At 36.2% G+C, this 12,655-nt stretch carries 15 protein-coding genes; 14 read left to right on the top strand and 1 reads right to left on the bottom strand.

The annotated features are described in order from the left end of the window. The first annotated feature begins 1 nt into the window (after position 1). Both ISU00_RS04220 and ISU00_RS04215 read left to right on the top strand, forming a co-directional pair. The gene (locus ISU00_RS04220; protein ID WP_228852796.1) at positions 2-781 is read left to right on the top strand and encodes an alpha/beta fold hydrolase; all 780 of its coding nucleotides are present in this window, start codon (positions 2-4) and stop codon (positions 779-781) included. A gap of 58 nt (positions 782-839) precedes the next feature. Further along, positions 840-1,106: a DUF1660 family phage protein gene (locus tag ISU00_RS04215; RefSeq protein ID WP_228852795.1), complete on the top strand. Its 267-nt coding sequence runs from the start codon at positions 840-842 to the stop codon at positions 1,104-1,106. Here the strand turns inward: ISU00_RS04215 and thiL are convergent. Continuing rightward, positions 1,088-2,167 (bottom strand): thiamine-phosphate kinase, encoded by a 1,080-nt coding sequence (gene thiL / locus ISU00_RS04210; protein ID WP_228852794.1) that lies wholly within the window; start codon positions 2,165-2,167, stop codon positions 1,088-1,090. The genes ISU00_RS04215 and thiL overlap by 19 nt on opposite strands. Positions 2,168-2,410: 243 nt before the next feature. On the opposite strand from thiL, the gene ISU00_RS04205 reads away from it, so the two are divergent. From ISU00_RS04205 to ISU00_RS04150, 12 genes are read left to right on the top strand one after another with little or no spacing between them, the layout of a single operon-like run. Continuing rightward, positions 2,411-2,740 carry a HesB/IscA family protein gene (locus tag ISU00_RS04205; RefSeq protein ID WP_228852793.1) on the top strand — a complete coding sequence of 110 codons (330 nt, stop codon included), beginning with the start codon at positions 2,411-2,413 and terminating at the stop codon, positions 2,738-2,740. A gap of 9 nt (positions 2,741-2,749) precedes the next feature. Continuing rightward, positions 2,750-4,198, top strand: coding sequence for a Fe-S cluster assembly protein SufB (gene sufB, locus ISU00_RS04200; RefSeq protein ID WP_228852792.1), 1,449 nt, complete (start codon positions 2,750-2,752; stop codon positions 4,196-4,198). A 16-nt stretch (positions 4,199-4,214) separates the two neighbouring features. Beyond that, on the top strand, positions 4,215-4,634 hold the full coding sequence (locus ISU00_RS04195) for a hypothetical protein (protein ID WP_228852791.1): 420 nt from the start codon (positions 4,215-4,217) through the stop codon (positions 4,632-4,634). A gap of 34 nt (positions 4,635-4,668) precedes the next feature. After that, on the top strand, positions 4,669-5,421 hold the full coding sequence (gene sufC, locus ISU00_RS04190) for a Fe-S cluster assembly ATPase SufC (protein WP_228852790.1): 753 nt from the start codon (positions 4,669-4,671) through the stop codon (positions 5,419-5,421). Between the two features lie 43 nt (positions 5,422-5,464). After that, positions 5,465-6,778: a Fe-S cluster assembly protein SufD gene (gene sufD, locus ISU00_RS04185; protein WP_228852789.1), complete on the top strand. Its 1,314-nt coding sequence runs from the start codon at positions 5,465-5,467 to the stop codon at positions 6,776-6,778. Positions 6,779-6,816: 38 nt separating this feature from the next. Next, the gene (locus ISU00_RS04180; RefSeq protein ID WP_228852788.1) at positions 6,817-8,031 is read left to right on the top strand and encodes an aminotransferase class V-fold PLP-dependent enzyme; all 1,215 of its coding nucleotides are present in this window, start codon (positions 6,817-6,819) and stop codon (positions 8,029-8,031) included. A 45-nt stretch (positions 8,032-8,076) separates the two neighbouring features. Next, positions 8,077-8,535 (top strand): hypothetical protein, encoded by a 459-nt coding sequence (locus ISU00_RS04175; protein ID WP_228852787.1) that lies wholly within the window; start codon positions 8,077-8,079, stop codon positions 8,533-8,535. A gap of 31 nt (positions 8,536-8,566) precedes the next feature. After that, positions 8,567-8,989, top strand: coding sequence for a SufE family protein (locus ISU00_RS04170; RefSeq protein WP_228852786.1), 423 nt, complete (start codon positions 8,567-8,569; stop codon positions 8,987-8,989). Between the two features lies 1 nt (position 8,990). After that, entirely contained in the window at positions 8,991-9,314 is a 324-nt protein-coding gene (locus ISU00_RS04165) for a DUF59 domain-containing protein (RefSeq protein WP_228852785.1), read from the top strand. A gap of 12 nt (positions 9,315-9,326) precedes the next feature. Continuing rightward, complete coding sequence (locus tag ISU00_RS04160; RefSeq protein WP_228852784.1) at positions 9,327-11,162, top strand: ABC transporter ATP-binding protein; 1,836 nt, start codon at positions 9,327-9,329, stop codon at positions 11,160-11,162. A 21-nt stretch (positions 11,163-11,183) separates the two neighbouring features. Beyond that, complete coding sequence (locus ISU00_RS04155; RefSeq protein ID WP_228852783.1) at positions 11,184-11,702, top strand: DUF2480 family protein; 519 nt, start codon at positions 11,184-11,186, stop codon at positions 11,700-11,702. A gap of 19 nt (positions 11,703-11,721) precedes the next feature. Next, positions 11,722-12,654 (top strand): DUF3078 domain-containing protein, encoded by a 933-nt coding sequence (locus tag ISU00_RS04150; RefSeq protein ID WP_228852782.1) that lies wholly within the window; start codon positions 11,722-11,724, stop codon positions 12,652-12,654. The last annotated feature ends 1 nt before the right edge of the window (position 12,655 follow it).

Genomic DNA, 12,655 nt, shown 5'->3' with positions numbered 1-12,655 from the left:
TATGACAATCAATTTCAAAGGTGCAGAAATACATTATTGGGTACATGGAGAAGGACCGGCCTTGGTTTTTCTCCATGGCTTTTTAGAGGATATGTCTATCTGGAAGGACTTATCCGAAACACTTACTTCTAAATATAAAGTTATTTTAATCGATCTTTTGGGTCATGGTGATACTGGTTCGGTAGCTGATGTCCATACGATGGATCTAATGGCTGAAGCCGTACTTGCATTATTGGAGGGACTTACTATTAAGGAGGCAATTGTGCTTGGTCATTCCATGGGAGGTTATGTAACCTTAGCCTTTGCAGACAATTATCCAGAAAAAGTTAGAGGTATCTGTCTTATCAATTCCACTGCCTTAGAGGATAATGCCTCCAAAAAAGTGGATCGAGATCGGGCAGCAGAAGCGGTTAAAAAGGATATGCCCTTATTTTTATCTATAGCCATTCCTATTTTATTTTCAGAGAGCAACAGATTTAAATATGCTTCAAGAATAGCTGAGTTACAATCACATGCGTTAAATATGTCAGTTGAAAATGTGGTGGCTGCGATAATTGGAATGAAAAATAGACCGAACCGAGTACATGTTCTGGATCGATTTAAAAGCAGATCTTTTGTAATATTAGGAAAGGAAGATTCAATATTGAGTGCTGATATTCAAAGGGAATATCTTGAACGGCTGAATGTTGATTTTTCACTTCTCGAAGGCGGGCATATGGGATTTATTGAAGAAAAGAAAGAAATAACTTACAAAATAATGCAATTCATCGAAAAATTGTAGCTTTTTAACAAGTTTTATTAATTCATTTCCTAAGTTAGAAATCCTAATTCTAAACGTCATGAAAAAATCTACTTCAAATCAGACATCCATGAAGATATTCTGCGATATTTTCGGACATAAATATGAGGTTTCAAAAAAGGTGACTTCTCATGTTAAAGAATATACTTGTAGATGCTGTAAAAAACAACTTACTACCGATGGAGATGGGCATCTTACAGAGCTAACTCCTAAATATCGCGAAATCAACAAAATTTTGGAAGATATCTATGCGCGTAGAATGGTAAGAAGGAATCCTGCTGGGTTTACTCAGTCCGCATTTTCTTGATTTTCCTCTTTTTCGGAACCAGTCATCGCATTCCAGCCCCTTGCTATAATTGGCACCTTTGTTTCTCCTCTAGTAACCAAATACATGCCATTGCTAGGTTCTGTTATGTATCCAATTACTGTTAAATTTGGATTGCCCTTTATTTTGGGGAAATCATCCTGTTTTATAGTAAACAATAATTCGTAATCCTCCCCCCCACTTAGGGCCACGGTGGTACTGTCTAAATTAAACTCTTCACAGGTTGAGATTACTTGTTGGTCTAGTGGTATTTTATTTTCATAGAGTTCAACCCCTACCTTGCTATTTTTGCATAAATGGATTATTTCGGAAGAAAGGCCATCACTAATATCGATCATTGAGGTTGGTGTAACATCCAATTTCTCAAGAAGTTCCACAATATCTTTACGAGCCTCTGGTTTTAACTGGCGTTCTATGATATAAGAATAGGGTGTTAAATCTGGTTGGTTTCTAGGATTGACTTTAAAAACTTCCTTTTCGCGTTCAAGAACCTGAAGTCCCAAATATGCACCGCCAATATCGCCAGAAACAACCAACAGATCATTTACCTGGGCACCAGAGCGTTTCACTATTTTGTCTTTAGAGGCTATACCCATAGCAGTAACAGATAAAATCATTCCAACATTAGAAGAGGAAGTATCTCCGCCAACCACATCTACTCCGTATACCTTAGATGCCAATTCTATACCAGAGTAAAGCTCTTCCAGTGCTTCAACAGGAAATCTGTTTGATACTGCAATGGATATAGTTATCTGTGTTGCCTTGGCATTCATTGCATAGATATCGGAAAGATTAACCATTACAGCTTTATAGCCCAGATGTTTTAATGGTACGTAACTTAAGTCGAAATGGACATTTTCTATCAATAAATCGGTGCTTACTACCGTTGCTCCAGCGCTTAAATCTAATATAGCCGCATCGTCACCAACTCCAAATAATGTAGAGGGATTATTGATTTGAAAATTCCTTGTAAGGTGATCTATTAGACCAAATTCTCCCATTTCACTTAAAGGAGTTCGCTGTGGATTTTTATCTTCTATCATGTGGCAAAGATAATACTAAGAAACCTGAAATTCAGAAATCCAATTAACCCTTTAGTTTTCCATTGCCTAAAGCAATATTGTCATTCATTAAGATAATGTTACAATGCCTTGAAATAAGGTTAAAATGAATTATCTTTGCAAACTATTTAGAAACTGTCTTAATAAATTGTATCTTAAAGTATTAGTATTTACTAAGCGATAAGTTATTAATCGGGTTTTAAACAAAAGGTTATAATTGAACACATGATTAAAGTTTCAGAAACAGCTAAAAAGAAAGTTATTGAATTGATGCAGGATGATGGCTTCAACAGTAATACCGATTTCGTGCGAGTGGGTGTGAAAAGTGGTGGTTGCTCAGGACTTTCATATGATTTAAAATTCGATAACTCTCAACAAGAAGGAGATAAGGTTTTTGAGGATAACGGGGTTAGAATAATTGTAGACAAAAAAAGCTTTCTATACTTAATAGGCACCACTTTAGATTATAGCGGAGGGTTAAATGGTACAGGTTTCGTTTTTAAAAATCCTAATGCCAGCAGAACCTGTGGGTGTGGAGAAAGTTTTTCACTTTAAAAAATAGAAATGAGTAAGTATACAGAAGACGATTTAAGGGAAGAACTTAAAACTAAAGAGTACGAATACGGATTTTACACAAACATTGAGTCTGAAACCTTCCCGGTTGGACTTAATGAAGATGTTGTGCGTGCTATTTCTGCGAAGAAAGAAGAGCCAGAATGGATGACCGAATGGCGTTTGGAAGCTTTCAGGGGTTGGCTTGAAATGATGGAGCCTGAATGGGCAAATGTTAGTTATAAGAAACCTGATTTTCAGGCAATCTCCTATTATTCCGCACCTTCCAAAAAACCAAAACTAGATAGTTTGGATGAGGTCGATCCTGAGTTGCTTGAAACATTCAAGAAATTAGGAATCTCCCTTGAGGAACAAAAACGTCTCGCTGGCGTGGCCATGGATGTAGTAGTTGATTCGGTTTCTGTAACTACAACCTTTAAAAAAACCTTGGCGGAAAAAGGCATCATATTTTGCTCAATTTCCGAGGCAATTAAGGAACACCCTGAATTGGTTAAAAAATATATTGGAAGTGTCGTTCCGAAAAAAGATAATTTTTATGCTGCTTTAAATTCTGCTGTATTCAGTGATGGCAGTTTTTGTTATATCCCTAAAGGAGTCCGTTGCCCAATGGAACTCTCAACGTATTTCAGGATTAACCAAGCAGGTACAGGTCAATTCGAGCGTACACTGGTAATTGCAGATGAGGGAAGTTATGTTAGCTACTTAGAGGGTTGTACGGCACCAAGCCGTGATGAAAACCAATTGCACGCTGCTGTAGTGGAGTTAATTGCTTTAGATGATGCCGAGATAAAATATAGTACAGTACAAAACTGGTTTCCTGGGGATTCTAAAGGTAAGGGTGGAGTTTACAACTTTGTTACCAAAAGAGGTTTATGCGAAAAGAACGCAAAGATTTCTTGGACACAGGTTGAAACAGGATCTGCCATTACATGGAAATATCCCTCATGCGTTTTGAAAGGAGATAACTCAGTTGGAGAATTTTATTCTATCGCTGTTACTAATAATTTCCAACAAGCCGATACTGGTACAAAAATGATTCACCTTGGTAAAAACACCAAATCAACAATCATTAGCAAAGGTATTTCAGCAGGAAAATCACAGAATTCCTACAGAGGTTTGGTTCAGGTTCATTCTCGTGCAGAAAATGCTCGTAATTTTTCCCAGTGTGACAGTTTATTGATGGGTAACGAATGTGGTGCACACACCTTTCCGTATATAGAGGCAAAAAATAAGAGCGCCCGAATTGAGCATGAGGCAACCACAAGTAAAATTGGGGAAGATCAAATTTTTTATTGCAACCAAAGAGGGATAGATACAGAAAAAGCTATAGCCTTAATTGTTAATGGATTTAGCAAGGAAGTGCTTAATAAATTGCCAATGGAGTTTGCAGTGGAAGCCCAAAAATTGTTAGAAATCAGTCTAGAAGGTTCCGTTGGATAGATAATTTTTGAACCTCATGAAGTTTCATAATTTCATTTTAATCATTGTCGTTATTTTATTCATTTCAGGATGCAAACAATCTGAAGATAATGATGAGAAATTGATTGACGATAACCTAACTGAGTCAAATATTAATAAGACCGATAAACAAAGTGACGGTTTGATTTTGTTTACGGGGGACTTCCTTTATTTTGATAATGCGGCTGTGTTGAATACAGGGCAGACGGTTTATGGGGTAGTGGTTAATGAAAAAATAAGGCAATTGGATAGCTTGGTTCAGCCTTTTAAATCTGATCCAACCGATATGATAAGCGTTGGAATACGAGGTAAATTAATTCCTAAAGCTGAAAATGTAGAAGGATGGGATTACAGCATTGAAGTTGAAGAAATTGTTAATGTTTACCCAGACGAGAAAGCAGAAGCAATAGTAAATTAACAAGAAATATAGTTAAATAGAAAAAATAATCTGAATGTTAAAAATAGACAACTTACACGCTAGTGTTGAAGACAAGGCCATCTTAAGAGGTATCAACCTAGAAGTAAATCCAGGAGAAGTTCATGCTATAATGGGGCCAAATGGTTCAGGTAAAAGTACATTGGCTTCGGTAATCGCTGGTAAAGAAGATTATGAGGTGGAAGAAGGAAGCATCTTGTTTGAGGGTGAAAATATAGATGAGTTGGCTCCAGAAGAAAGAGCTCATAAAGGCATTTTCCTATCCTTTCAATACCCTGTTGAAATTCCAGGAGTTAGCGTTACTAATTTCATGAAAACTGCCATTAATGAAACACGTAAGGCACAGGGTTTAGAGGATATGCCTGCTAATGAAATGTTGAAGAAAATCCGTGAGAAATCAGAATTGTTAGACATTGATCGTAAGTTTCTTTCTAGGTCACTAAACGAAGGTTTTTCTGGTGGTGAGAAAAAGCGAAATGAAATTTTCCAAATGGCCATGTTAGAACCAAAATTGGCAATTTTGGATGAAACTGATTCTGGTTTGGATATTGATGCCTTAAGAATTGTTGCGAATGGTGTAAATAAATTGCGTTCTAAAGACAACGCAGTTATTGTAATTACACATTACCAAAGACTTTTGGATTATATCGTTCCAGATTTTGTGCACGTTTTGCACAACGGTAAAATTGTGAAGAGTGGTGACAAAGATTTAGCTCTAGAGTTAGAGGCTAAAGGTTACGATTGGATTAAAGATGAGGTAAACGTTTAATTGTTTCAAATTAAACATAAAAGAATTTTAAGCAGTAGTTGAAATGGATTTAAAGGAAAAACTGGTTTCATCATTTATGGCCTTCGAAAATTTAGTGGATGTAGACAATCCTGTCCACGAAATTAGAAGTAAGGCAATAAAATCGTTCGAGGAAAAAGGCTTTCCGACCAAACGTGATGAGGCATGGAAGTATACTAGCTTAAACAAAATTTTGAAATACGACTACAGTGTATTTCCAAAGCAAGAGCCTGCTTTAGAGTATGGGGATGTTAAGAAGTATTTCCTTCATGATATAGATACCTATAAAATCGTTTTTATAGACGGGAAATACTCTTCCTATTTATCGCAAACAACACATGATGGTATAGACGTTTGCTTAATGTCAGCTGCATTGACTAAACCTAAATACAGACCAATTATTGAGCATTACTTCAATAAAGCTGCCAATTCTGATAGTCTTGCTTCTTTAAACACTGCATTTTCAATGGAAGGTGCATTTATTCATATACACAAGAATAAATTGGTTGAAAAACCAATTCAAATTATCCATTTTGCTACGGGTAATGAAGCGGCTTTAATGTTACAACCGCGAAATTTGGTTATTGTTGATGAAAATTCGCATGTACAGATTATTGAGCGTCACCAAAGTTTAACAGAGCACCCTATCCTAACCAATAGTGTTACTGAGATTTTTACTGCTACAAGGGCTGTGGTGGATTATTATAAAATTCAGAATGATAAAGAGAATGCATCTTTAATTGATAATACCTTCATCAAACAAAAGAGGCAAAGCCAAGCATCTGTGCATACATTTTCTCTTGGGGGACAGTTGATAAGAAACAATCTCAATTTCACCCAAAATGGAGAGAATATAGATTCTACATTGAAGGGAGTTACGATTTTAGAAGGTAATCAGCATGTAGACCATAATACGTTGGTTGAACATACACAACCTAATTGTGAAAGTCACCAAGATTACAAAGGTATTTTCGATGAAAAATCTACAGGTGTTTTCAATGGAAAAATTATTGTAGACAAAATAGCGCAGAAGACAAATGCTTTTCAAGCTAATAATAATCTATTGTTAAGCGATAGCGCATCGATTAATACAAAACCCCAATTGGAAATTTTTGCCGACGATGTAAAATGTTCTCATGGTTGTACTATTGGTCAGTTAGATGATGATGCCATGTTCTATCTGAGAAGTCGCGGTATTCCGCCGAAAGAAGCGAAAGCTCTTTTGATGTATGCCTTTACGGACGACGTTATGAATTCAGTAAAGATTCCTGTCCTTAAACAACGCATCAATAAAATTATCGCAAATAAGCTAGGGGTTAACATTGGTTTTGACCTTTAATTTACCAGACAATACCTTTCAAAAATTTATTTATTCCCATGTTCGACGTTGAAAAAATAAGACACGATTTCCCGATTCTTTCAACGAAGGTGCATGGGAAACCTTTGGTATATTTAGATAATGCGGCTACATCCCAAACTCCAAAACAGGTTATGGATGTAATAGTCGATTATTACTCAAATTATAATGCTAATATCCATAGGGGAGTTCATTATTTGAGTCAGAAAGCTACCGATGCGTTTGAAATGGCACGAGACATTCTCAAAAACCATTTTAATGCAGAACACAGAGAGGAAATTATTTTTACCTCAGGTACAACGCACGGCATAAATTTGGTGGCCAATGGGTTTGAATCGTTACTGAAAGAGGGTGATGAAATAATTGTTTCTGCTTTGGAACATCATAGTAATATTGTTCCTTGGCAAATGCTTTGCGAAAAGACTGGTGCTATATTAAAAGTAATTCCAATAACAGAGGAAGGTGAATTGCAGTTGAACACCTATAAATCTCTATTGAATAACCGAACCAAATTGGTTTTTGTTAACCATGTCTCAAATGCATTGGGGACAATTAACCCAATCAAAGAAATAATCGAGTTGGCACATAATGCGGATGCTGCTGTTTTAGTTGATGGTGCTCAGGCCGCCCCTCATATTCAACCAGATGTGCAGAAATTAGATGTCGATTTCTATGTAGTTTCTGGTCATAAAATGTGTGGTCCTACAGGTATTGGTGCGCTTTATGGTAAAAAGTTTTGGTTAGATAAGCTGCCCCCTTATCAAGGAGGTGGTGAGATGATTGCTACAGTTACATTCGAAAAAACTACTTACGCCGATCTTCCGCATAAATTTGAAGCCGGTACTCCTAATGTCTGTGGAGCAATTGCCTTTGGAAAAGCAGTAGAATATATGACTGAAATAGGTTTTAAACAAATTGAAACCTACGAGCATGAGCTGCTCGAATATGCCACAGAAAGGTTATTGGAAATTGAAGGATTAAAAATATATGGCCCATCATCAAATAAGACTTCTGTAATATCTTTCAACATAGATGGCATACATCCTTATGATATTGGTACACTTTTAGACAATATGGGAATTGCCGTTAGAACTGGTCACCATTGTGCCCAGCCCATTATGGATTTTTACCAAATCCCTGGAACCGTTAGGGCTTCCTTGGCATTCTACAACACTTTTAAAGAAATAGATAGTTTGGTTGAGGGAGTTAAAAAGGCAAAGGCCATGCTTTCCTAAATATTTTTGGCTCTCTTTTTGCGAGTAATTTGAAAAAAATTGTCAATGGGAAAACTGCCCCTTATTTTAATAGTATTTGCTAGTTGCATATCTTCAAAAAAGTACTATGGAAACAGTATTAGTCCGATAGATCAACAGGTTGAATTAGATTCTATCCTGATCGAATCCTCTAGCAGAGGGTTCTATGAAAAACTTCGTATTTCTAATGATTCAATTTATTTTGAAAAGAAGCGGCCCGATTTCAAATTTGCAAAGCCAATTTCTACGGCGAAATGGGAAAATTTGGAATCCCTGGTTGAACAAATTCCCATTGTGGAAATTACTAAAGTTATTCCTCCATCTAAATATTATCAATTCGATGGTTCTGCCATGACCAATTTGGCAGTTTATATAAATGGTAATGAAATTAAGTCTCAAACATTTGATAAGGATAATCCCCCAAAACAGTTTAAAGAAACCTTAAATTTCATTAGTAATCTGAAGAATACCTATTTAGACCATTAGATAGTTTGTATTTTTGTGTTAAATATAGCATATGACGATAAAAGAAATTCAAGAAGAAATCATCGAGGAGTTTTCCATGTTTGAAAATTGGGAAGAACGCTATCAATACATGATTGATTTAGGGAAATCTTTGCCGTTGATTGAAGACCAATATAAAACTGAAGACCATCTTATAAAAGGTTGCCAAAGTCGAGTTTGGGTACATTCTGAAATGAAGGAGGACAAAGTGGTCTTTACAGCAGATAGCGACGCAATTATCACAAAAGGAATTATAGCTATTCTAATTAGAGTATTCTCCAACCAAAACCCTAAAGATATTCTTGAGGCAGATACTAAATTTATTGATGAAATTGGCCTAAAGGAACATTTGTCACCAACCAGGGCCAATGGTCTTGTAAGTATGATTAAGCAATTGAAGATGTATGCCTTGGCATACCAAACCCAGATGAATTAACATGGAAACTACAATAGATACCAACGCATTGGGAGAAAAAATAGTAAGGGTTTTAAAGACTATTTTTGACCCAGAAATACCAGTAGATATTTACGAATTAGGTCTAATATATGATGTGTTTGTGAACGAGGATCGTGATGTAAAAATATTGATGACACTCACAACACCAAACTGTCCTGTGGCAGAAACACTTCCCTTGGAGGTTGAAGAGAAGATTAAATCTATTGATGAAGTAAAATCTGCTGAGGTGGAAATTACATTCGATCCGCCATGGAGTCAAGATCTTATGAGTGAAGAGGCCAAATTAGAATTAGGCCTACTTTAATGATTGTTAAGGGTGCCTAGGCAAGGTCCAAAATCTTTAAAAGATTCAGGTAAGACCAACCTGAAGTCTTCCTTCAATGCACTAACATATCTTCCTAGATTTTTTAAGGAAATATGGAAGACAAGTCCGAAGCTATTTTTGGCATCAGCTTTGTGTCGTTTAATTGGCGCCATTTTACCAGTTTCCATATTATGGGTTGGTAAGATTATAATAGATGAGATTGTTTTTCAGGCTAGTGTAGAAGATGGTGATCTCAACAGGCTCTGGACCTTTGTTGCATTGGAGTTTTTCTTGGTAATCCTGTCTGATTTAATGAGTCGGGCTATTTCTCTGACAGACGGATTGTTGGGTGATGCCTATTCCATTGCATCTTCAGTAAAAATTATTGAAAAGACCAAAGAAATAAATATTAGTCTTTTAGAGGATCCAGACTTTTATGATAGTCTAGAAAGAGCTCGAATGCAGACTTCTGGCAGAGTAGCACTGATGTCTAATGTGTTGGGTGAGGCACAAAGTTTAATTTCTATTGGAACCTTAATCGCGGGACTGGTTTATTTTGAGCCCATCCTTATTCTGTTACTCATTTTAAGCGTTATACCTGCTTTTTTTAATGAAATTTGGTTTAGCCAGCAACAGTATAGCTTGGCAAGAAGTTGGACTTCTGAGAGACGAGAATTGGATTACCTTCGTTTCATCGGAGCAAATGACAGAACTGCTAAGGAAATAAAGCTTTTTGGCCTTACCGATTTCATAGTTACACGTTTTAAAAAGCTTTCCAATCAGTATTATAATCTTAATAAGACACTTGCGATAAAAAGAAGTTCTTGGGGATTTGTCTTCAATTTATTGGGATCGGTGAGCTATTATGGAGCTTATATTTTTATCATTATACGTGTAATTTCTGGAGTGATTACTTTGGGAGAATTAACCTTTCTGTCTGGCTCTTTCAATAACTTAATGAGAAACCTGCAAGGCTTCTTTTCAAAGTTTACACGAATTACTGAGAGTGCCCTTTATTTAAAGGATTACTTTACATTTATCGATATGCCTACTGACGATATAAAATCTGAGGAAGTCCCTTTGCCAGAAGAAATTACCATTGGCTTTGAATTCAGAAATGTTCATTTTACTTATCCCAATTCCGATGTTGAAATTTTAAAGGATATCAATTTTAGAATTAAGGCAGGAGAAAAAATGGCATTCGTAGGTCAGAATGGGGCGGGAAAAACCACTTTAACAAAATTGCTTCTTAGGTTTTATGAGCCCACTAAGGGACAAATATTATTGGATAATATTCCTATCACCAAGTTTAACAAGGCAGCCTATCAGCAATATTTTGGGGTTATCTTTCAAGATTTTTTTAGGTATGAATTCACTTTAAAAGAGAATATCGCGGTAGGTAATATAGCAGAGGTTAATAACCAAGAGAAAATCGAAAATGCTGCGGAATTGAGTTTAGCGAAAGAGGTTGTCGATGAAATGAAGCAAGGCTATGACCAACAGTTAGGCAAACGTTTCTATAAAGGTATAGAGCTATCTGGTGGACAATGGCAAAAAGTGGCTTTAGCAAGAGCTTACATGAAAGACGCCAAAGTTTTGATTTTAGATGAACCAACTTCAGCTTTAGATGCTAAAGCCGAAAAGGATGTTTTTGAAAGGTTTATAGGATTAACCGAAAATAAGACTAGTATTATTATTTCACACCGATTTAGCACAGTAAGGCAGGCTGACAGGATTTTAGTCCTTGATGAAGGTAGTGTGCTAGAGCTTGGAACCCATAAACAGCTTATGGATAGCAATCAATTATACGCACAGTTATTCACTATGCAGGCAGAAGGGTATAAATAGAATTTTAATTATTTTTGAAGCATGGCAGATACGATTGTAAATAGGGTAGCACTCAGTAAATTAATGGTTCTAGATCTAGAAGATTATTATGTTGACGGCCCACGGCATATTTTTGATTTGAAGGATTGGTTATATGAAGGCCTAGTGCTTCGTGAGAAGGATTTTCGAGAAGGATTGAATAATCACGATTGGGAACAATACCGGGATAGCTTTGTAGCAATAACTTGTTCAACTGATGCTATTATCCCAATTTGGGCTTATGCTTTAGTTTCAACTTATTTAAATCCGATCGCAAAATTGGTAATTGAAGGCGATGAAGAAAGTTTAGAAACTGCAATTTACAATCCTTTAATCAGCAATATGGACATGGAGCCTTATCGGGATAAACCTGTAATTGTAAAAGGTTGTTCCCATAAACCTGTTCCAAAAAATGCTTATTTGCAAATAGTTAATAAACTACAGAGCGTTGCCAAATCTATAATGTACGGTGAGGCATGTTCATCTGTTCCCCTTTATAAACGTAAAAACGTTCCTAATTAAAAAACCCTCAATTTTATTTATGAAAAAGTATTCTCTTTTTTTGTTGCTAGCGATGATTTCGTTGGTACAAACCTTTGCCCAAACTGAAGATGAACTTAAGGCTGCTAAATCTGCCAAAGAAGATTCAATTAAGGCTATACAAGGTCGTGTTGATGCAATTCAAAAGCAACTTGATGCAATCCCTGGCTGGAAAGTAGGTGCATTTGGTGTTATTGGTGGTAGCTTTTCAGAATTCACTAATTGGTATGCGCAAGGAAGTCCAAATAACTCATCAGGTAGTGTTGGTATAACCTTCAATGCTTATGCTAATCTTAAACAAGAAAAATTTTTCTGGAGAAATTCACTCAATACCAACCTTAAATGGGTAAAGTTTGATGACCGTGATGATGACACTGACGAACCAAAATTTGAACCTACAACGGATGTATTTAATTTATCATCACTTTACGGTAGAAACTTAAGCAAATCTTGGGCGGCTTCAGCTTTAATGGAATACCGGACTACATTACTTGATAATTTTAATGATCCAGGCTATTTAGATTTGGGTGTTGGTTTAACTTGGACTCCAATTTCGGACTTGGTCGTAGTTATACATCCGCTTAACTATAACTTTGTGTTTAGTAGCGAGGATGTTATTTATGAATCTTCCTTAGGTGCTAAGATTGTTGGGGATTATACCAAATCTTTTGGCAAACTGAACTTTAAAAGTAACCTATCGGTGTTCTTGAGCTATGAAGGCTCAGATTACTCAAACTGGACTTGGTTGAATTCTTTTAACTACACCGTTTGGAAAAACTTTGGTGTCGGTTTGGAAATTGGATTGAGAGGCAACAAACAAGAGGCTTTGGATTATGCAGTTAATACCCTCGGTGAAACGGATGCCACATTCGATTCTATAGATAATAAACTACAGTCGTATTATACGATTGGACTGAGCTATAACTTCAAATAAA

This window comes from Aegicerativicinus sediminis (assembly GCF_015476115.1).
Taxonomy (GTDB): domain Bacteria; phylum Bacteroidota; class Bacteroidia; order Flavobacteriales; family Flavobacteriaceae; genus Aegicerativicinus; species Aegicerativicinus sediminis.
Note: the sequence above shows the minus strand (reverse complement) of the source record. Positions and strands in the feature narration are given on the sequence as shown.

Bases quoted from the DNA above. Each gene is read 5' to 3' on its own strand.
- ISU00_RS04220 (WP_228852796.1), top strand. From the start codon at position 2: ATGACAATCAATTTCAAAGGTGCAGAAATACATTATTGGGTACATGGA.
- ISU00_RS04215 (WP_228852795.1), top strand. From the start codon at position 840: ATGAAAAAATCTACTTCAAATCAGACATCCATGAAGATATTCTGCGAT.
- thiL (WP_228852794.1), bottom strand. From the start codon at position 2,167: ATGATAGAAGATAAAAATCCACAGCGAACTCCTTTAAGTGAAATGGGA.
- ISU00_RS04205 (WP_228852793.1), top strand. From the start codon at position 2,411: ATGATTAAAGTTTCAGAAACAGCTAAAAAGAAAGTTATTGAATTGATG.
- sufB (WP_228852792.1), top strand. From the start codon at position 2,750: ATGAGTAAGTATACAGAAGACGATTTAAGGGAAGAACTTAAAACTAAA.
- ISU00_RS04195 (WP_228852791.1), top strand. From the start codon at position 4,215: ATGAAGTTTCATAATTTCATTTTAATCATTGTCGTTATTTTATTCATT.
- sufC (WP_228852790.1), top strand. From the start codon at position 4,669: ATGTTAAAAATAGACAACTTACACGCTAGTGTTGAAGACAAGGCCATC.
- sufD (WP_228852789.1), top strand. From the start codon at position 5,465: ATGGATTTAAAGGAAAAACTGGTTTCATCATTTATGGCCTTCGAAAAT.
- ISU00_RS04180 (WP_228852788.1), top strand. From the start codon at position 6,817: ATGTTCGACGTTGAAAAAATAAGACACGATTTCCCGATTCTTTCAACG.
- ISU00_RS04175 (WP_228852787.1), top strand. From the start codon at position 8,077: ATGGGAAAACTGCCCCTTATTTTAATAGTATTTGCTAGTTGCATATCT.
- ISU00_RS04170 (WP_228852786.1), top strand. From the start codon at position 8,567: ATGACGATAAAAGAAATTCAAGAAGAAATCATCGAGGAGTTTTCCATG.
- ISU00_RS04165 (WP_228852785.1), top strand. From the start codon at position 8,991: ATGGAAACTACAATAGATACCAACGCATTGGGAGAAAAAATAGTAAGG.
- ISU00_RS04155 (WP_228852783.1), top strand. From the start codon at position 11,184: ATGGCAGATACGATTGTAAATAGGGTAGCACTCAGTAAATTAATGGTT.
- ISU00_RS04150 (WP_228852782.1), top strand. From the start codon at position 11,722: ATGAAAAAGTATTCTCTTTTTTTGTTGCTAGCGATGATTTCGTTGGTA.